We start from the raw sequence: 19,574 nt of genomic DNA, 5'->3' as shown, positions 1-19,574 counted from the left end.
TCTCTAATAGGTCAGGAATTCAGAAGCGCAGCGGCCAGTGACTCAGCCGTTCACGAAGGTTGCCCAGCAGGCGAATCAGCCCTTCCGGTTCCTTGATCAGGAACAGGATGATCAACACACCGAAGATGATTTTTTGCAGGTTCTGCAATTGCCCCGCGTCCACCGCGCCGCCGAACAAGGCTTGTCCGGCGTGGCTGAGCAGGATCGGCAGCAGGCTGATAAACGCCGCGCCGACGAAGTTGCCGGCGATGCTGCCCATGCCGCCGATAATGATGATGAACAGGATCTGGAACGATCGATTGATATCGAAGCTGCTGGCGCTGGCGGTGCCCAGGTAGGCGAAGGCCCACAGCGCCCCGGCGATGCCGAGGTAGAACGAGCTGACGGCGAAGGCCAAGTGTTTGTAGCGCACCACGGGGATGCCGATCACGGCGGCGGCAGTGTCCATGTCGCGGATCGCCATCCAGTTGCGGCCGATCTGGCTTTTCACCAGATTCACCGCGACCCAGGTCAACAACAGCACCGTGGTCAGGGTCAGCAAATAACGCCCGACCGGTGTGTTCAGGTCATGGCCGAACAGCGCCAGTTTCGGCGCGGAAATGGTCCCGGACGAGCCGTAGTTGTAGAACCAAGGGAATTTGACAAACAGCCATTCGAGGAAGAATTGTGCGGCCAGCGTGGTGACCATCAGGTAGAAACCCTTGATCCGCGAACTGGGCAGGCCGAACACAAAACCGACCACGGCGCTGATCAATCCGCCGCCGAGCAGCGCCACCGGCAAGCCCAGTTCGGGCAAGCGCAGCAAAAATCCATACGTGGCAAACGCGCCGACCGCCATGAATCCCGCCGCGCCAACCGATGTTTGGCCGGTGTAGCCGGTGAGCAGATTCAGGCCGAGCCCGGCCAGCGACAGCACCAAAAACGGGATCAGAATCGCGTTCAGCCAATAGTCATTGCCGGTCAGCGGCACGATGACGAAGGCGATCAACAACAAGCCGAGCAGGCCAAACGGCACACGACGCTGGATCAACACCGACGGCGCGGTTTCGCGGGTGAGGGAAATCGACATGGGTTCAGACTCGCTCGATGGCGCGCTCGCCGAACAGGCCGGCGGGACGGATATACAGGAAGGCCAAAGCCAGGACATACGCGAACCACGGCGTGATGCCGCCGCCGATCAGCGGGCCGATGTAGACCTCGGCGAGCTTCTCCGCCGCACCGACAATCAGCCCGCCGACAATCGCCCCGCCAATCGAAGTGAAGCCGCCGATGATCAACACCGGCAAGGCCTTGAGCACCACCAGCGACAGGGAAAACTGCACCCCTTGGCGCGCCCCCCAGAGTAATCCGGCAACCAGCCCGACAATCCCGGCCACCGCCCAGACGATCTGCCAGATACGGTTGAGGTTGATGCCGATCGACAACGCGGCGGTGGTGTCATCCGCCACGGCGCGCAAGGACACGCCGATTCGGGTCTTGTTGAACAACAGCGCCAGCACCGTCACCAGCACAATGGCGGCTGCGGCGGCGATCAGGTCGAACTGGCTGACCATCATCCCGCCGATGAAAATCGGCACGTCATCGATACCCAGATCCAGCGCCCGCACCTGCGAGCCCATCAGCCCTTGGGCCAGGCCTTCGATGATGAACGACAGCCCGAGCGTCGCCATGAACAGAGTGATCTGCGAACGATTGACCAACGGCCGCAGCACCAGCCGTTCGATCAACAGTGCGCCGATGATCATCACCACCACCGTCAGCAATAACGCCAACGCAAACGGCACGCCTTGATCGTGCAGGCTGACGAAGGTCAGCGCGGCAAACAGCAGCATCGAGCCCTGGGCGAAATTGAACACGCCGCTGGCCTTGTAGATCAGCACGAAGCCGATGGCGACCAAGGAATACATGGTGCCGGCGAGCAAGCCGCCGAGCAGGGTTTCGAAGAAGAAGGTCATCAGTGCACCACTCCCAGATACGCTGCGATCACTTCCGGATCGGCCTGCACTTCGGCGGGCGTGCCGTCGCCGACTTTACGTCCGTAATCCAGCACCACGACGTGGTCGGACAGGCCCATGACCACGCTCATGTCGTGTTCGATCAGCACCACGGTGGTGCCGAGGTCGCGGTTGATGTCCGCGATGAATCGCGCCATTTCCTGTTTCTCTTCGGCGTTCATCCCGGCCATTGGCTCATCGAGCAACAACAGGCGCGGGCCGGCGATCAAGGCGCGGCCCAGCTCTACACGTTTTTGCAGGCCGTAGGACAGATTGCCCACCGGCACGTCGCGGTGGGCTTGCAGTTCGAGGAACTCGAGAATGCCCTGGGCCTGGTGGCGAAAGTCCGCAGCTTCTCGCCGGGCGCGCGGCAGGTTGAGGGCTTGTTCGATAAAGCTGCTGCGCAAGTGCCGGGACAGGCCGGTGAGGATGTTGTCAATCACGCTCATTTTCTTGAACAGCGCGTTGTTCTGGAACGTGCGACCAATGCCCCGGCGCGCGGCGCTCAGCGGGTCAATGCGTTTGAATGGCTGCTGCTCGAAGACAATCGAGCCGGCATCGAAGCGGTAAACGCCGTTCAGCACGTTGAGCAGCGAACTCTTGCCCGCGCCGTTGGGGCCGATCAGCGCGCAGATCTCGCCCCGGCGCACGTCGAAGGACAAGTCGTTGATCGCTTTCACGCCTTTGAACGACAGGGAAATGCCGCTGACTTGCAGGATGGAATCGGTCGAGCTCATGCGATGTCCCGTTTGAATTCGGCCAGCCAGGTTGGCGCGGGTTGAACGCCTGGCGTGCAGGTGGCTTGCCAGATGAAATGCAGGTTGTGAAAGCCCAGCAGTCGACGAACGCGATTCTTGATCAGGCGTTGCAGGGGTTTTTCCGGGTGGGCGATGGCCCAGTCGCACAGGCGTCGGCGCCAGGTGCCTTGGGGGGCGAGACGGCTGTCGATTTCGTCGGCCAGGCGTTGCAGGCGTTCGGCGGACAGCAGCAGCCCGGACGGCGCGACTTCTCGCCGATCACGGCTGGCGCTGCCGGGGCTTTCCGGGAAGGCCAGGGATTGGCCGCTGGCCAGCCATTGCTCCAGCAGAACGCTGAGGCCGTCCTGCCATTGCGTGCCCTCTTCGCTCCAGAGTTGCGCACCGTGGGCACCGAGGCGTTGGCGTTGCGGCGGTTCTACAGGGCCGAGCAGTTCGTTGAAGTCCAGCAGCGATTGGCCGTGGTTGAGCCACAGTTGCCGGGTTTGCCGGCCCTGGATAAAGGCGTGGGTCGGACGGCTGCGCCACAGTGCGTTGTGCAGAGCCTCGGCATCGAGGGTGTCGGGCAAGGTCAGCACTTCGCCGCCGACATGCCGTGCGGCCAGGGCCAGCAGCAACAGATTCGGTTCGAAGGCACCGCTCAGGGCCAGCCGCGAGTCTTCGGTAAAACCTTGCTGGCGCAAGCCATCGGCCAGACGCTCGACATCGCGCAAGGCATCGATCCAGCGCCAGACAAACCACTGGCCGTGGCGCTTGTGGCGCAACGCCGTTTGCAATGGACTGACCTGCCCCCAATGGCGCAACTGCTCCAAAGCCTGGGGCGCCTTGACCTGCCATTGGGCAGTGTCCGCGCTGGGCGGCCGCTTGAGTTCATGCACGCTCATGGATTGACCTCTATGTCATGGGCAAAAGCGTGCGGTGGTCCGCTGGGCTGAAATCTGTAAAACGACCACGATCCAATTGTGGGAGCGAGCCTGCTCGCGAAAGCGGTCTGTCTGGCGACACTGGTGTTGAATGTGCCGGCCTCTTCGCGGGCAAGCCTCGCTCCTACAGGGGATCTTTGTCGGGCCGGGATTTTGTGTACGACCACGATTCAATTGTGGGAGCGGGCTTGCTCGCGAAGAGGGCGTGTCAGTCGCCATCATCGTTGTCTGACACACAGCATTCGCGAGCAAGCCCGCTCCCACAGGGGATCTTTGTCAGGCCGGGATTTTGTGTACGACCCGGTCACCTGTAGGAGCGAGGCTTGCCCGCGAAGGCGTCTACGCCGACACCACTTTCTTCTCCTGCTGCCGCAACCCCGCCAAATCCCGATACCCAGCCCCCGGATGGATTTCGGGCAACCTCGGCCCTTCCCCGAACAACTTCTCGCGCAGGGTCCCTGGCGCATATTCGGTCTTGTACACGCCACGCTTTTGCAACTCCGGCACCAGCAATTCCACGGCGTCGATAAAGGTTTCGTGGGTCAGCGCATACGCCAGGTTAAAACCGTCCACATCCGTCTCTTCAACCCATTCCTGCAACAAATCAGCGACAGTTTCCGGGCTGCCGACAAACAGCGGTCCAAACCCGCCAATGCCCACCCAATCCGCCAATTCATTCGGGGTCCAGACCTTGTTCGGGTCTGCCGTGGAGAACGCTTCCACTGCCGATTGAATCGCATTGGTGTGCACATGCTTGAGCGGTTCGTCCGGTTTGAACTGGCTGAAATCAATCCCGGTCCAGCCCGAAATCAGCGCCATGGCGCCCTCATAACTGACCCAGGTTTTGTATTCCTCAAACTTGGCTTTTGCCTTGGCATCGGTCTCGCCAAGGATCACCGTTTGCAGGTTGAAGATCAGAATCTTCTTCGGATCGCGCCCCGCTTCAGCCGCACGCCGGCGGATATCCGCAACGGTCTTTTTCAGCAGCACTTTCGATGGCGCCGCCACAAACACGCACTCGGCATGTTCAGCCGCGAACTGCTTGCCGCGGCTCGACGCGCCTGCCTGATACAACACAGGTGTACGTTGCGGCGAAGGCTCGCAGAGGTGAATGCCCGGCACCTGGAAGTGTTTGCCGACGTGCTGGATCTCATGGATTTTGCTCGGGTCGCTGAAGATCCGCCGTTCGCGATCGCGCAGGATCGCGCCTTCTTCCCAACTGCCTTCCCACAGCTTGTAGCAAACCTCCAGGTACTCTTCGGCGAAGTCGTAGCGGGCGTCGTGCTCGGTCTGGTTTTTCTGGCCGAGGTTCTTCGCGCCGCTCTCCAGATACGAGGTCACGATGTTCCAGCCGGCGCGGCCCTTGGTCAGGTGATCAAGGGTCGACAGGCGCCGGGCGAATGGATACGGGTGTTCGAAGGACAGCGACGCAGTGAGGCCGAAACCCAAGTGCTCGGTGACCAGCGCCATCGGCGGGATCAGTTGCAGCGGATCGTTGACCGGCACTTGCGCCGCCTGGCGGATCGCCGCGTCACCGTTGCCGTTGTAGACGTCGTAGATACCCAGCACGTCGGCAATGAACAAGCCGTCGAACTTGCCGCGTTCAAGGATTTTCGCCAGATCGGTCCAGTATTCGAGGTCCTTGTACTGCCAGGAACGATCCCGCGGATGCGCCCACAACCCCGGCGACTGATGGCCGACGCAGTTCATGTCGAAAGCATTAAGACGAATTTCACGGGCCATCAAACGGCGCTCCTGAAGCTAGGGGGATGGATGCCGTTGAGGCGGAAGTTGCCGATAAGGTGAAGTTTCCAGCGCAGCGGATCGTGCAGGGAACCGGGCAACGGAGTGCGTTGGCCGGTGAGTTCGAATTCGGCGTTGCTCACGGTATTCAAGGCATCGGCGCTGGCCAGGTGCGATTCGGCGATGGCGACGCTGATTTCGGTGTCGTCTTCGTGGCTATTGAGGAAGGCTTCGGCACGTTCCAGCAGCGCGGCGGCGACCTCGATACGAATGTGCAAATCGCCAAAGCGGCTGATGACATACGGATCCTGCGTGTCTTGTCCGTGTTGGCGGACAAATCGCAGGGTCGCGTCCAGTAGGCTGCGGGCGTTGTGCAAGTCGTGCTGACTTTTAGCCAAGGGCTGCTCGGCGCTGATCGGTTGGGTCAATGCATTCATGGTGGGCTCCTCAGTTCCAGGCGTGGCGCGCAGGCTTCACGCCGTTGAGCAGGTAGTTGCCGATCAAGTGGTATTTCCAGCGCGCCGGGTCGTGCAAGGTGTGGGTCCGGGCGTTGCGCCAGTGGCGGTCGAGGTTGTATTTGCCGAGCACCGAGCGAGTGCCGGCCAGTTCGAAAAGTTTGCTGCTGGCGAGCAAGGCAATCTCGGCGGACAGGACTTTAGCCTGGGCCACCACCACGGAGGCGTGGGCGACGGTGTCTTCGTTGGAATTGAGCAATGCCGCGTCGATGGCCAGCCCGGCCTTCTTCAGGATCGCTTCGGTGCCGTGGACGCGCCATTCGAGATCGCCGATGGCGGCGATGCTGAACGGGTCCTGCCAGCCGTGATCGTTACCGCTGTCGATCCACGGGCGGGATTCGCGGGCGTAGCGCTTGGTCTCTTCCAGCGCGCCGACGGCAATACCGGTGTCCACGGCAGCCTGGATGATTTGCGAAATCGGGCCGTCGGCGGTGGGTTCGTCGAAAGCCTTATGCGCCGGGATCACCGCGTTCAACGGCACTTTCACCGCGTTGAGGGTCACGCCACCGCTGGCCGTGGTGCGCTGGCCGAAACCGTCCCAGCTGTCGATCACCGTCAGACCGGGATTGTCCCGTTCGATAAAGGCAATAAACGCCTGGTTCTGTTCGTTGACTGCCACCGCCGGCACGATGTGCGCGAACAATGCACCAGTGCAATAGAACTTCTCGCCGTCGATTTGCGCGTAGTCCTGATCGAAACGGATGCGGGTTTCAAACGCGCCGGCGTTTTTGCTTTTGGATTCGGAGAAGGCATTGCCGAAACGGTAGCCCTGCAGGACTTTGCCGAAGTAGTAGCGCTTCTGCTCTTCGGTGGCGGTTTGCAGCAGGATATCGAGCACGCCGAGGTGGTTTTGCGGGATCTGGCCGAGGGACGAATCGGCAGCGGAAATGATCTTGATCACTTCAGCGACCGTCACGTAGGACACACCGGCGCCGCCGTATTCCTTGGGAACGGTGATGCCCCACAGGCCACTGGCGGAAAACTCGTCGAGCTCGGTCACTGGCAGGCGTCGGTCGCGATCACGGACGCTGGCCTCGACGGCGAAGCGTGCGGCGAGCTTGTTCGCGACGGCGATGGCCTCGGCGTCCGAGCGGATCAAATGGGCAGTGGGAGGTGAAGTTGTCATGGGCCGACTCCTTGGTTCCGGGTGAATACCCAGAGCTTTTGCAGGAGTCGTGCCTGAAATTAATATCGTTTATTTACAGTAGGTTGTAGAACTATCCTAGAAATACTTGCAGCTTAAAAACAGCAAAGTGTTCATCTACTGTTGGCCTGTAAACAGTCAGATCACCACATTGCGCACAAACCGCGCCGCCACATCCCCTTCGTTGCGATAGGAGTGCGGCTGGTTGCTGGCGAACATGAAGAACTCACCGGCGGCGATTCTTTGCGGGGTTTCGCCGAGCATCAGCGTCAGGCAGCCTTCGAACACGTAGATCTGTTCGCTCCAGCCATCTGCATCCGGCTCCGACGGGTAAATTTCTCCCGGTTGCAGGCACCATTCCCATTGCTCCACTTCGCGGGTGGCGGTGGCTTTGGACAGCAGAACCGCTTTACTGCCAGGAATCGTTCCCGCCCAGGCCAGTTCATTGATGCGGCTTGGATCGCGCACGTCCGGGGCCTGGATCAGGTCACTGAATGCCACGTCCAGCGCTTCGGCCACGCGGTCGAGGGTGGTCAGGCTGACGTTTTTTTCGCCGGCCTCGATTGCTACCAGCATCCGTCGGCTGACCCCGGACTTTTCCGCGAGCGCGGTCTGGCTCATATCGGCGGCGTGGCGCAGTCGCCGGACGTTCTGGCTGACGTGCTGGAGGACCGAAGCCCGCGGGGGAGAATCTTTGTGCACTATATTGCTCACTCGGTGGGGTTGGGCAGTATACTGCGCAACATTCGGGCGCATTGTGCGTCCGCCCCAGGTAGCGCGCAAGGCCATGACGTCAGTGAACTCCCCTCAGGCATCTTCCCGTTTCTCGCGGTTCAGCAAGGCCGAGTGCGTGCTGGTGCTGATCACGATGGTCTGGGGCGGGACATTTTTGCTGGTGCAGCATGCGATGACCGTCAGCGGGCCGATGTTTTTCGTGGGTCTGCGCTTTGCCGCGGCGGCGTGCATTGTCTCGTTGTTCTCATGGCGCAGCCTGCGGGCGTTGACGCTGTTGGAACTCAAGGCCGGATCCTTTATCGGTGTGGCGATCATGCTCGGCTACGGCTTGCAAACCGTGGGTTTGCAGACAATTCCCAGCAGTCAGTCGGCATTCATTACCGCCCTCTATGTTCCGTTCGTGCCGTTGCTGCAATGGCTGGTCTTCGGCAAGCGTCCGGGTTTGATGCCGAGCATTGGCATCATGCTGGCCTTCACCGGGTTGATGATGCTGTCCGGGCCATCCGGTGCCTCGCTCAACTTCAGCCCCGGCGAAATCGCCACGCTGATCAGCACCGTGGCGATTGCCGCCGAAATCATTCTGATCAGTACCTATGCGGGCCAGGTCGATGTGCGCCGGGTGACGGTGGTGCAATTGGCGGTGACGTCGATGCTGGCGTTTCTGATGGTGGTGCCGACTCAGGAAGCGATTCCGCATTTCTCCTGGCTGCTGTTGGGCAGTGCGCTGGGCCTGGGTGCGGCGAGTGCGGCGATTCAGGTGGCAATGAACTGGGCGCAGAAGAGTGTTTCGCCGACCCGAGCCACGCTGATTTATGCCGGTGAGCCGGTGTGGGCCGGGATTGTCGGGCGGATCGCCGGGGAACGGCTGCCGGGGATTGCGTTGGTGGGGGCCGGGCTGATTGTGGCGGCGGTGATTGTCAGTGAGCTGAAGACCAAGGGTAAGAATCGCGAGCAAGTCGAGGAGGCGCTGGAAAGCGAGACAGCCGATTAATTGATGCTGGTTGTCAGGGCCTCTTCGCGAGCAAGCCCGCTCCCACAGGTGTCTGGTGTACGCCAAACCATTGTGGGAGCGGGCTTGCTCGCGAAGGGGCCGGACATGCTGCAAACAATCCTGCGCAAACCCTGAAAAACCAGCCTATCTCGCCTACCTTGTAGGATCCTGCCACAAGTTGGCGTTTTGCGATCCAGGATCTGGCACGTATGATGCTTCACAAACTTCCGCAGATTAGAAGCCTATGTCCCTGATAGTTCTACTGCTTCTGCCTTTTATCGGCAGCTGTGTCGCGGCCTTGCTGCCACACAACGCGCGCAACACCGAATCGCTGTTGGCTGGCCTGGTGGCTTTGATTGGCACCATCCAGGTCGCCCTCCTGTACCCGCAAATTGCCCACGGCGGCGTCATCCGCGAAGAGTTTTTCTGGCTGCCCAGCCTGGGACTGAACTTCGTCCTGCGCATGGACGGGTTTGCCTGGCTGTTCTCGCTGCTGGTGCTGGGCATCGGCACGCTCGTTTCGCTGTACGCCCGTTACTACATGTCGCCGGACGATCCGGTGCCACGGTTCTTCGCGTTTTTCCTGGCGTTCATGGGCGCCATGCTCGGGCTGGTGATCTCGGGCAACCTGATCCAGATCGTGTTTTTCTGGGAGCTCACCAGTCTCTTCTCGTTCCTGTTGATCGGTTACTGGCACCACCGCGCGGATGCCCGTCGCGGCGCCTATATGGCGCTGATGGTCACCGGTGCCGGGGGCTTGTGCCTGTTGGCGGGGGTTGTTCTGCTCGGCCATGTGGTCGGCAGCTATGACCTGGACAAGGTTCTGGCCGCCGGCGATCTGATTCGCGCACATGCCCTCTACCCTATCCTGCTGCCCCTGATCCTGATCGGCGCCTTGAGCAAAAGCGCGCAATTCCCCTTCCACTTCTGGCTGCCCCACGCAATGGCGGCGCCAACACCGGTTTCGGCTTATCTGCACTCGGCGACCATGGTCAAGGCCGGGGTGTTCCTGCTCGCACGGTTGTGGCCGTCGCTGTCCGGCAGTGAAGAATGGTTCTACATCGTCAGCGGGGCCGGCGCCTGCACCTTGTTGCTCGGCGCGTATTGCGCGATGTTCCAGAACGACCTCAAGGGCCTGCTGGCCTACTCGACCATCAGCCATCTGGGCCTGATCACCCTGCTACTGGGCCTGAACAGTCCGCTGGCCGCCGTGGCCGCGGTGTTCCACATTCTCAACCACGCCACCTTCAAGGCTTCGTTGTTCATGGCCGCCGGGATCATCGACCACGAAAGTGGCACCCGGGACATTCGCAAGCTCAGCGGCCTGATCAAGCTGATCCCGTTCACCGCCACCCTGGCGATGGTCGCCAGCGCCTCGATGGCGGGCGTGCCGCTGCTTAACGGTTTCCTCTCCAAAGAGATGTTCTTCGCCGAAACCGTGTTCATCAACGCCACGGCCTGGGTCGAAATGGCGTTGCCGATCGTCGCGACTATCGCCGGCACCTTCAGCGTCGCCTATTCCCTGCGCTTTACCGTCGACGTGTTCTTCGGCCCGCCCGCCACCGACCTGCCGCACACCCCGCACGAACCGCCACGCTGGATGCGCGCGCCAGTGGAACTGTTGGTGTTCACCTGCCTGATCGTCGGGATCTTCCCGGCACAAGTGGTCGGCCCGTTGCTCGCTGCAGCGGCCTTGCCCGTGGTCGGCGGCACCTTGCCCGAATACAGCCTGGCGATCTGGCACGGCTGGAACGCGCCGATGATCATGAGCCTGATCGCCATGTCCGGCGGCATCGTGCTCTACCTGCTGCTGCGCAATCAGCTCAAGCGCGGACGCTTCAAGTACCCGCCGCTGATTGGCCGCCTCAACGGCAAGCGCCAGTTCGAGCGCAGCCTGGTGGTCATGATGCGCCTGGCCCGACGCCTGGAGCGACGGATCAGCACCAAGCGCTTGCAAACCCAGTTGTTCCTGATGGTGCTCGCCGCCGTACTGGCCGGGTTGATCCCGATGCTCCACAGCAGTCTGAGCTGGGGCGACCGGCCGAAGATTCCGGGGTCGATTGTGTTCGTGATTCTCTGGCTGCTGGCGATTGCCTGTGCCCTCGGCGCCGCGTGGCAAGCCAAATATCACCGTCTCGCGGCCCTGACCATGGTCAGTGTTTGCGGGTTGATGACCTGCGTAACCTTCGTCTGGTTCTCGGCACCGGACCTGGCCCTGACGCAATTGGTGGTCGAAGTGGTGACCACAGTCCTGATCCTGCTGGGCCTGCGCTGGCTGCCACGCCGGATCGAAGAGGTGTCGCCGCTGCCAAGCACCCTGCGCAAGGCGCGCATCCGGCGTATCCGTGACTTGTTGCTGTCGGCCCTGGTCGGTGGCGGCATGGCATTGCTGTCCTACGCGATGCTGACCCGCCAGACGCCGAACGATATTTCCTCGTTCTACCTCAGTCGCGCCCTGCCTGAAGGCGGCGGCAGCAATGTGGTCAACGTCATGCTGGTGGACTTCCGTGGTTTCGACACCCTCGGAGAAATCACCGTGCTGGTGGCCGTGGCGCTGACTGTGTTTGCCCTGCTGCGCCGCTTCCGCCCACCGAAAGAAAGCCTGCAATTGCCGGCCCAGCAGCGTTTGCTCGCGCCCGACGTGGTTACTGACCTGGTCAACCCGCGTCAGGCCAGCGACACCGCCCTCGGTTTCATGATGGTGCCGGCCGTGCTGGTGCGCCTGTTGCTGCCGATTGCCATGGTGGTCTCGTTCTATCTGTTCATGCGCGGTCACAACCAACCGGGTGGCGGCTTTGTTGCCGGGTTGGTGATGTCCGTGGCTTTTATCCTGCAATACATGGTCGCCGGCACGCAGTGGGTCGAGGCGCAAATGAGCCTGCGGCCGCTGCGCTGGATGGGCACCGGGCTGTTGTTCGCCACGGCTACCGGGCTGGGCGCGATGGTGGTCGGCTATCCGTTCCTGACCACCCACACTTGGCATCTCAACTTGCCGGTGCTGGGCGACATTCATGTCGCCAGCGCGCTGTTCTTCGACATCGGCGTGTACGCCGTGGTGGTCGGTTCGACGCTGCTGATCCTCACCGCCCTCGCCCACCAATCGGTACGGGGTCACAAAACGGCGGCACAACCTAAATCCGCCGCTCTGCCCCGATCCGTTGCCGCCAAAGGAGCCGTCTGATGGAAGAAGTCATCGCAATCGCCATCGGCATTCTGGCCGCGTCCGGCGTCTGGCTGATCCTGCGGCCACGGACGTTCCAGGTGGTCATGGGCCTGTGTCTGCTGTCCTACGGCGTCAACCTGTTCATCTTCAGCATGGGCAGCCTGTTTATCGGCAAAGAGCCGATCATCAAGGACGGCGTGCCCCAGGATTTGCTGCATTACACCGACCCGCTGCCACAAGCGCTGGTATTGACCGCCATCGTCATCAGCTTCGCCATGACCGCACTGTTCCTGGTGGTACTGCTGGCCTCTCGGGGCTTGACCGGCACCGACCATGTGGATGGCCGGGAGCCTAAAGAATGAATGCGATGACGCACCTGATCGCTGCACCGATTCTGCTGCCGCTGCTGACCGCCGCGATCATGCTGATGCTTGGCGAAAAACATCGTCCGTTGAAAGCCAAGATCAACCTGTTCTCCAGCCTGGTCGGCCTGGGCATTTCCGTGTTGCTGCTGCAATGGACGCAAACCACTGGCGTGCCCGGCTCGATCGGCGTGTACCTGCCGGGCAACTGGCAAGTGCCGTTCGGCCTGGTGCTGGTGGTGGATCGTCTCTCGGCGTTGATGCTGGTGCTGACCGGTATCATCGGCGTCAGCGCCCTGCTGTTCGCCATGGCTCGCTGGGACGGCGCCGGTTCAAGCTTCCACGCGCTGTTTCAGATTCAAATGATGGGCCTGTACGGCGCCTTCCTGACGGCGGATCTGTTCAACTTGTTCGTGTTTTTCGAAGTGCTGCTGGCCGCGTCCTACGGTCTGATGCTGCACGGCTCCGGTCGGGCGCGGGTGTCGTCAGGGCTGCATTACATCTCGATCAACCTGCTGGCCTCATCGCTATTTCTGATTGGCGCGGCGCTGATCTATGGCGTCACCGGCACGTTGAACATGGCCGATCTGGCGATGAAAATCCCGCTGGTGCCTGAGGCTGATCGCGGCCTGCTGCATGCTGGCGCGGCGATTCTGGCGGTGGCGTTCCTGGCGAAGGCCGGGATGTGGCCGCTGAACTTCTGGCTGGTGCCGGCCTATTCCGCCGCCAGCGCTCCAGTGGCGGCGATGTTCGCGATCATGACCAAGGTTGGCGTCTACACCTTGCTGCGGCTGTGGACGCTGCTGTTCTCCGGTCAGGCCGGGGCGTCCGCCTACTTTGGCGGCGACTGGCTGATCTACGGCGGCATGGCGACCATCGTCTGCGCCGGCGTGGCGATCCTGGCCGCGCAACGCCTGGAACGCCTGGCCAGCCTGAGCATTCTGGTGTCGGCGGGGATCCTACTGTCGGCCATCGGTTTCGCCCAGCCGAACCTGATTGGCGCCGCGTTGTTCTATCTGGTCAGCTCGACGTTGGCATTGAGCGCACTGTTCCTGCTGGCCGAGTTAATCGAGCGCTCCCGTTCGGTGAATGAGATGCCGCTGTACGACGACGGCGACTTGTTGCCACGGCCGATGGAATCCCTGCAACCGCCCAAAGGCATCAACCTCGACGACGAACAGAAAGCCGTGGTCGGCCAGGTGATCCCCTGGACCATGGCCTTTCTCGGCCTGAGTTTCATTGCCTGCTCGTTGCTGATCATCGGCATGCCGCCCCTTTCCGGGTTCATCGGTAAGCTCGGTCTGCTGAGTGCTCTGCTCAACCCGCTGGGCCTGGGCCAAAGCGGTGACGTGCCGGTATCCAAAGCGGCGTGGGGCTTGCTGGCATTGCTGGTCCTGTCCGGGCTGGCTTCGCTGATTGCCTTCTCACGCCTGGGCATCCAGCGGTTCTGGACGCCTGAAGAGCGACCATCGCCACTGCTGCGACGTTTTGAATGCTTGCCGATCATCGCGTTGCTGGGGCTGAGCATTGCACTGACCTTCAAGGCCGAACCGCTGCTGCGCTACACCCAGGCTGCAGCGGATGCCTTGAACAATCCGCAGCAATACGTGATGGCGGTGCTCGGCACCCGCGCGGTTCCGAGCCCCGAAGCCAAGACTGCGATGGCGGAGGTGCAACCATGAAGCGTCTGTTTCCGGCACCATGGTTGTCACTGGCGTTGTGGCTGTTATGGCTGCTGCTGAACCTGTCGTTGAGCCCCGGCAATCTGCTGCTGGGTGCGATGCTCGGATTCTGTGCGCCGTTGATGATGCGCAAATTGCGACCGCTGCCCATCCGTATTCGGCGGCCCGATGTGATTGTGCGCCTGTTTTTCCTGGTCGGGCGCGACGTGGTGACGTCCAACCTCGCCGTGGCTTGGGGCGTGCTCAACGCCGGTCGGCGTCCACCGCGCTCGGCGTTTATCAAAGTGCCGCTGGATTTGCACGACGCCAACGGCCTCGCGGCGTTGGCGATGATCTGCACCGTGGTGCCTGGCACGGTCTGGTCGGAACTGTCGCTGGACCGCAGCATTCTGTTGTTGCACGTGTTCGACCTGGATGACGAAGCGTCGTTTATCGAGCACTTCAAGACCACCTACGAGCGGCCCTTGATGGAGATCTTCGAATGAGCGCCCTGCTGTCGAACGCGATCCTGCTGAGCCTGTTCATCTTTTCCCTGGCGATGATCCTGACGCTGATCCGCCTGTTCAAGGGCCCCTCGGCCCAGGACCGGGTGCTGGCGCTGGATTACCTGTACATCATCGCCATGCTGATGATGCTGACCCTGGGTATTCGTTATGCCAGTGACACTTACTTCGAGGCGGCGCTGCTGATCGCCCTGTTCGGCTTCGTCGGCTCGTTTGCCCTGGCCAAATTCCTGCTGCGTGGCGAGGTGATCGAATGAATGGCGAATTGTCGTTGTGGGTCGAGATCCCGGTGGCGATCCTGCTGGTGCTCAGCAGTCTGTTTGCGCTGATTGGCGCGGCCGGGTTGTTGCGGATGAAGGATTACTTCCAGCGCATGCACCCGCCCGCACTGGCGTCGACTTTGGGTGCGTGGTGTGTGGCGTTGGCGTCGATCATTTACTTTTCAGCACTCAAGTCCGCGCCGATATTGCATGCGTGGCTGATTCCGATTCTGTTGGCGATTACGGTGCCGGTGACCACGTTGCTGCTGGCGCGGGCGGCGTTGTTCCGCAAGCGCATGGCCGGGGATGATGTGCCGGCTGAGGTGAGTAGTCGGCACACAGAGAGTCAGGGTTAGGTTTTAAGGTTTGTAGTGTTTGGGCGGGCCTCTTCGCGGGCAAGCCTCGCTCCCACAGGGTTTACGCTATCCCTGTAAGAGCGAGGCTTGCCCGCGAAGCTTTTCAAATCCAGGCAACAGCCAACAACCCGGCCCCCAACACCACGCACAACGGCGAATAGGCCCAGGTGTCGAGCCGGGCAAATTTCGAATCCTTGACCTGCTTAAAGAACCCCACCAGGTTCGAATCCCCGATCGCCCGGGCGAACATCAGCATCGCAATGGCGCTGATCACCCATTGCAGCGACCAGTGCTGCACCGTCGGCAGGTACAGGCCGACCCGCAAGCACACCAGCATCGCAATCAGCAGCAAACCCACCGCGACCAGCAACGTCGCAAACCCCGAAGGCTTGAACGCTGGCCTTGATTCTCCGCCCCCCTCCCCAGGCACTCGCGGCACCGCCGCCTCGCTTCCCAACTTGCCACCTGCCGCCCAATACAAGTGAATCAGGCTGATCAACAGGAAGATTGCAGCAATCCATTGCGCGACCATTAGGCTCATATTCGGACTTCCAGCGTGAAATGTCGCAGCAGGATGAACTTCATCGAGCATTTTTGTAAGGGTAAATGTCATCTGCGGTGGTAAAGTGCTGCCCCATGAAATTTGCCCGAACTGATCGCACATTGATGGCCTGGATGCTTTATTGCTGCGTCCTGTTCAACGTGTTCGCCTGCAGCATCGGTCACGGGCAAATGGTCGGAATGCAGCTCAACGGCCTCGGTGGCCAGTTCTGTGCCGTGGACCCGGCGACCCAGGCACCCGTCGCTTCAGACACCTCCGAAGAAAAGCTGCCGACGCTGTCCAAGGCGTTTGGTTGCCCACTGTGCTCCACTGGCGGCATGGGCTCGGCGTTCAATTCCAGCCTGACCCTGGCGATCCTTCCGCAACAACACAGCCCGCCGCTGGCTGTCGTTGCCGACATTGACCTCCCCTCCCGCTACACCTGGCCGTCAGCCAACCCTCGCGCCCCGCCGTTCGCCTGAACAACTTCGCCTTTCTGATCAGCTCACTTCGCTAACGCGTGGCGTTTGCCTGTGCGCTGTTTCCTAGCCAAGTATTTAGGATTCATCGATGAAACATCTTCCTCTTCTGGCAAGCCTGTTCGGCTGCCTGTCCGTTAACACCTGGGCGCAATCCACTGTCGATCTGGCCCCGATCACCATTGATGGCGAGGACGGTACCGAACCGGGCCTGAGCCTTGATCAATCCAGCGGCATGGCCTCGCGCCTCGGCCTGAGCGTGCGGGATACGCCGGCCTCGGTGGCCATCGCCAATCACAACGACATCGAACGCCACGGCGCGCAGAACTTCCAGGATGCCGCCAACACCTTGCCCGGCGTGAACGCCAGCGCGCCGCCGGGTTTCGGTGGTTTTGTGTCTTATCGCGGTTTCACCAGCAGCCAGATCACCCAGATGTTCAACGGCATCAATGTCTCCGGCGGCCTCGCCCGCCCCGTGGATGCGTGGATTTATGATCGGGTCGAACTGGTGGGCGGTCCGTCATCGCTAATCAATGGCGCCGGCTCCGTGGGCGGTTCGCTGAACTACGTAACCAAACTGGCGACCCGCGAAGAGCAAGCCGCCGAAGGTCGGATCAGTTATGGCAGCTACGACACCACCGAAACCGCATTCGGCCTCAACCACGCCCTCAGCGAAGCCGGGGCGGACGTTCAGCACTACGCGCGACTCGACGTCAGCCACAACACCAGCAACGGCTACATCGACCGTCAGGAGCGCGATGCCTGGAGCGTGGCGTTTTCGCTGCTCAGCGACCTGACGCCCAACCTGTCCCACACCCTGGCCCTGGAATATCAGGACGAACACGAGGACAGCCCTTACTGGGGCACCCCGGTGCTCAATCCCAAGGCCGGCGAATTGAAGATCGACAAACACAACCGTTTCAATAACTACAACGTCGAGGATGGCCGCTACGAGCAACGCACGATCTGGGTGCGCTCGATCATCGACTACCGCATCAACGACAACACCACCCTGCGCAACACCCTGTACCACCTCGACAGTCAGCGCGACTACCGCAACCTGGAAACCTACCAATACAACACCGACAACAGCGCGGTGAACCGCTCGACGGCGTATCAGGTGCGGCATCAGGGTGAGCAGAACGGCAACCAGTTCGAGCTGCGCCACGACAACACCGTGTTCGGTCTGGACACCACCTGGTCTGGCGGTTTCGAGTACAAGGTCAACCAGACCACTAACTCGCCGCTGAACGTCAAAGGCGCCAGCACGGTTGACCCGAACAACTTCCAGCCGGGGCACTTCTACGACATTCCGGGCACCAATCCGAAGCTGATCAGCGACAAGACCAACGAAGTCACCACCAAGGCGTTGTTCGCCGAGAATCGCCTGGCGCTGACCGACAAACTGGCGCTGCTCACCGGCCTGCGCTACGACGACATCGACCTGGACGTGACCAATCACCGCGCAGTGACCGCCAGCAATCCCCGACACCTCAAGCGCAGTTGGGAACCGGTCACCGGCCGCGTCGGCCTGACTTACCAGTTCATCCCCTCGGCCAACGTCTACGTGCAGTACAGCACCGCCGCCGAACAGCCCAATGGCACGCAGGATTTCGACGTTTCCACCGGCAAGCAATGGGAAGTCGGCAGCAAGTTTGATTATCTGGGCGGTCGCGGCTCGGCGACGGTGGCGGCGTATACGATCGAGCGCAAGGATTTCGCGGTGACGGATCCGCTGGACCCGACGCAAAGTATTCCGGTAGGTCAGCAAACGTCGAAAGGCATCGAGTTGGCCACGTCTTTCAGGATCACCGACAAACTGTTGGCCGAAGGCAACTTCGCCTGGGTCGATGCGCAGTACGACGAGTTCACCGAGAAGAACGCGGCAGGCGTGGTGGTTTCACGTAAAGGCAACACACCGACCAACGTGCCGGATCGGGTCGGCAACCTGTGGCTGACCTACGACTTCGCGCCGCAATGGCAGGGAGGCGTCGATGCGCGGTACGTGGCGTCGGTATTTGCCGACAACGCCAACACCATGACCGTGCCGTCCTACACGCTGTTCGGGAGTTTCCTGAGCTACAAGGTCGACCAGCACACCACCGTCACCGGCCGGGTGCGTAACCTGACCAACGAGGTGTATGCCGAGTTTGCGCATGTGTCGCCGGCGTATTACCTGGGGACGCCACGGACTTTTGAGTTAGCGGTGCAGACGCGGTTCTAAGAGCAAAAGCTTCGCGAGCAAGCCCGCTCCCACGGGGAATTGGGGTGAATGCACATTCTGTGTCCATCCAGATCCATGTGGGAGCGAGCTTGCTCGCGATGGCGGCATAAGTCTCACCGCATTACTGAAGACTGGCACTCACCTTATCCGCCACATCCTTCGGCACCCAGGCCTTCCAAACGTCCGGATGCGCCTTCATGAACGCCTCGGCCGCCTGACGCGGTGCGGTGTGTTTCTCACTCATCTGCGCCAGGGCCTTGTTCAACGGCTCGATCGGCAAATCAACCTTGCTGAAGAACTCGGCAATTTCCGGATGCTGCTTCTGGAATGGCGTGGACACCCCGATCGACAGTTTCGAGGCCAGCGAACGGGTCGGTTTCGGATTCGGGTTGTCGGCGTCGGTCAGGGTTTTCCAGGCTTCGGCGTCAAACGGCGGTTCTTCCAGTTGAATCAACTTGAAGCGCCCGAGCAACGGCGTCGGTGACCAGTAATAGAACAACACCGGTTTGCCACGGCGAATTGAAGATGCGATTTCCGCATCCAGCGCTGCGCCGGAACCGCTGCGGAAATTCACATAGCTGTCGTTCAACCCATAGGCCGTGAGCTTTTGTTTGTTGACCACTTCCGAGGTCCAGCCGATCGGGCTGTTGAGGAACCGCCCCTTGCCCGGACTTTCCGGGTCGCTGAACACGTCCTTGTAGCGCGGCAGGTCGCTGACACTGCGCAGGTCCGGCGCCAGCGGCTTGATGCCTTTGGCCGGGTCGCCCTTGATCACGTATTCCGGCACCCACCAGCCTTCGGTGGCGCCCTTGACCGTATCGCCCAGGCTCACGACCTTGCCTTCGGCCTCGGCCTTGACCCACACCGGACTGCGCCCCGCCCACTCTTCGCCAATGACCTGGATGTCATTGTTGGCCAGGGCCGTTTCGAGCGTGATGGTGGTTCCCGGCAAGGTATCGGTCGGCAGGCCGTAGCCCTTCTCGACGATGATCCGCAGGATGTCGGTGATCAGGCTGCCGCTTTCCCAGTTCAGGTCGGCGAAGTGGATCGGCGCCTGGGCCGCGAATACCGGGACCGGTGAAGCCAGTAAACCAAAGGTGGCCAGGGTAGCGGCCAGCAACCGTCGAAGTCCTTTCATGCTTTTGCACCTCGTGCTGTTCACAGCAATAGCAGGATGGCCTGACAGACAAGACCGCAAGCCTCT

18 protein-coding genes and 1 pseudogene are annotated in these 19,574 nt (G+C 61.3%); 9 read left to right on the top strand and 10 right to left on the bottom strand.

What is annotated here, in order from left to right; all coding sequences use genetic code 11:
- Positions 1-19: 19 nt before the first annotated feature.
- From NK667_RS08860 to NK667_RS08825, 8 genes are all read right to left on the bottom strand, one after another.
- Positions 20-1,069: a branched-chain amino acid ABC transporter permease gene (locus NK667_RS08860; RefSeq protein WP_054052780.1), complete on the bottom strand. Its 1,050-nt coding sequence runs from the start codon at positions 1,067-1,069 to the stop codon at positions 20-22.
- Between the two features lie 4 nt (positions 1,070-1,073).
- Positions 1,074-1,955, bottom strand: a complete 882-nt coding sequence (locus NK667_RS08855) for a branched-chain amino acid ABC transporter permease (RefSeq protein WP_054614414.1) — start codon at positions 1,953-1,955, stop codon at positions 1,074-1,076.
- A complete protein-coding gene (locus NK667_RS08850) occupies positions 1,955-2,731 on the bottom strand; it encodes an ABC transporter ATP-binding protein (RefSeq protein ID WP_054614413.1) in 777 nt (258 codons plus the stop codon). Before NK667_RS08850 ends, NK667_RS08855 begins: the two co-directional genes overlap by 1 nt.
- Positions 2,728-3,633 carry an AMP-binding protein gene (locus tag NK667_RS08845; protein WP_054614412.1) on the bottom strand — a complete coding sequence of 302 codons (906 nt, stop codon included), beginning with the start codon at positions 3,631-3,633 and terminating at the stop codon, positions 2,728-2,730. The genes NK667_RS08850 and NK667_RS08845 overlap by 4 nt, the downstream gene beginning before the upstream one ends.
- A 378-nt stretch (positions 3,634-4,011) precedes the next feature.
- Positions 4,012-5,415 carry an LLM class flavin-dependent oxidoreductase gene (locus NK667_RS08840; protein WP_054614411.1) on the bottom strand — a complete coding sequence of 468 codons (1,404 nt, stop codon included), beginning with the start codon at positions 5,413-5,415 and terminating at the stop codon, positions 4,012-4,014.
- Positions 5,415-5,852 (bottom strand): hypothetical protein, encoded by a 438-nt coding sequence (locus NK667_RS08835; protein WP_054614410.1) that lies wholly within the window; start codon positions 5,850-5,852, stop codon positions 5,415-5,417. The genes NK667_RS08840 and NK667_RS08835 overlap by 1 nt, the downstream gene beginning before the upstream one ends.
- Before the next feature lie 10 nt (positions 5,853-5,862).
- Complete coding sequence (locus NK667_RS08830; protein WP_054614409.1) at positions 5,863-7,056, bottom strand: SfnB family sulfur acquisition oxidoreductase; 1,194 nt, start codon at positions 7,054-7,056, stop codon at positions 5,863-5,865.
- Between the two features lie 156 nt (positions 7,057-7,212).
- The gene (locus NK667_RS08825) at positions 7,213-7,776 is read right to left on the bottom strand and encodes a helix-turn-helix domain-containing protein (protein ID WP_054052795.1); all 564 of its coding nucleotides are present in this window, start codon (positions 7,774-7,776) and stop codon (positions 7,213-7,215) included.
- On the opposite strand from NK667_RS08825, the pseudogene NK667_RS08820 reads away from it, so the two are divergent.
- The 7 genes and pseudogenes from NK667_RS08820 (at position 7,771) to NK667_RS08790 (ending at position 15,126) form a co-directional block, all read left to right on the top strand.
- A pseudogene (locus NK667_RS08820) lies at positions 7,771-8,800 on the top strand (DMT family transporter). The gene NK667_RS08825 and the pseudogene NK667_RS08820 overlap by 6 nt on opposite strands.
- Before the next feature lie 244 nt (positions 8,801-9,044).
- Entirely contained in the window at positions 9,045-11,981 is a 2,937-nt protein-coding gene (locus tag NK667_RS08815; protein WP_054052799.1) for a monovalent cation/H+ antiporter subunit A, read from the top strand.
- Complete coding sequence (locus NK667_RS08810) at positions 11,981-12,325, top strand: Na+/H+ antiporter subunit C (RefSeq protein WP_054052801.1); 345 nt, start codon at positions 11,981-11,983, stop codon at positions 12,323-12,325. The genes NK667_RS08815 and NK667_RS08810 overlap by 1 nt, the downstream gene beginning before the upstream one ends.
- A complete protein-coding gene (locus NK667_RS08805) occupies positions 12,322-14,007 on the top strand; it encodes a monovalent cation/H+ antiporter subunit D (protein WP_054614407.1) in 1,686 nt (561 codons plus the stop codon). Before NK667_RS08810 ends, NK667_RS08805 begins: the two co-directional genes overlap by 4 nt.
- Entirely contained in the window at positions 14,004-14,492 is a 489-nt protein-coding gene (locus tag NK667_RS08800) for a Na+/H+ antiporter subunit E (protein ID WP_054614406.1), read from the top strand. The genes NK667_RS08805 and NK667_RS08800 overlap by 4 nt, the downstream gene beginning before the upstream one ends.
- On the top strand, positions 14,489-14,767 hold the full coding sequence (locus tag NK667_RS08795; protein WP_054052807.1) for a K+/H+ antiporter subunit F: 279 nt from the start codon (positions 14,489-14,491) through the stop codon (positions 14,765-14,767). Before NK667_RS08800 ends, NK667_RS08795 begins: the two co-directional genes overlap by 4 nt.
- Positions 14,764-15,126: a Na+/H+ antiporter subunit G gene (locus tag NK667_RS08790; RefSeq protein ID WP_054614405.1), complete on the top strand. Its 363-nt coding sequence runs from the start codon at positions 14,764-14,766 to the stop codon at positions 15,124-15,126. The genes NK667_RS08795 and NK667_RS08790 overlap by 4 nt, the downstream gene beginning before the upstream one ends.
- 103 nt (positions 15,127-15,229) lie before the next feature.
- Here the strand turns inward: NK667_RS08790 and NK667_RS08785 are convergent, their stop codons facing one another.
- Complete coding sequence (locus NK667_RS08785; protein WP_054614404.1) at positions 15,230-15,667, bottom strand: DUF3995 domain-containing protein; 438 nt, start codon at positions 15,665-15,667, stop codon at positions 15,230-15,232.
- A 95-nt stretch (positions 15,668-15,762) separates the two neighbouring features.
- Here NK667_RS08785 and NK667_RS08780 point away from each other — a divergent pair, with 95 nt between their 5' ends.
- Both NK667_RS08780 and NK667_RS08775 read left to right on the top strand, forming a co-directional pair.
- Positions 15,763-16,149, top strand: coding sequence for a DUF2946 domain-containing protein (locus tag NK667_RS08780; RefSeq protein WP_054614403.1), 387 nt, complete (start codon positions 15,763-15,765; stop codon positions 16,147-16,149).
- An 88-nt stretch (positions 16,150-16,237) separates the two neighbouring features.
- Positions 16,238-18,370: a TonB-dependent receptor gene (locus tag NK667_RS08775; protein WP_054614402.1), complete on the top strand. Its 2,133-nt coding sequence runs from the start codon at positions 16,238-16,240 to the stop codon at positions 18,368-18,370.
- Between the two features lie 121 nt (positions 18,371-18,491).
- On the opposite strand, the gene NK667_RS08770 is transcribed toward NK667_RS08775, so the two are convergent.
- Complete coding sequence (locus NK667_RS08770) at positions 18,492-19,508, bottom strand: ABC transporter substrate-binding protein (protein WP_054052817.1); 1,017 nt, start codon at positions 19,506-19,508, stop codon at positions 18,492-18,494.
- Positions 19,509-19,574 lie beyond the last annotated feature (66 nt).

The sequence above is a fragment of the Pseudomonas nunensis genome (assembly GCF_024296925.1).
Taxonomy (GTDB): Bacteria; Pseudomonadota; Gammaproteobacteria; order Pseudomonadales; family Pseudomonadaceae; genus Aquipseudomonas; species Aquipseudomonas nunensis.
This window is presented reverse-complemented; position numbering and strand designations above follow the sequence as displayed.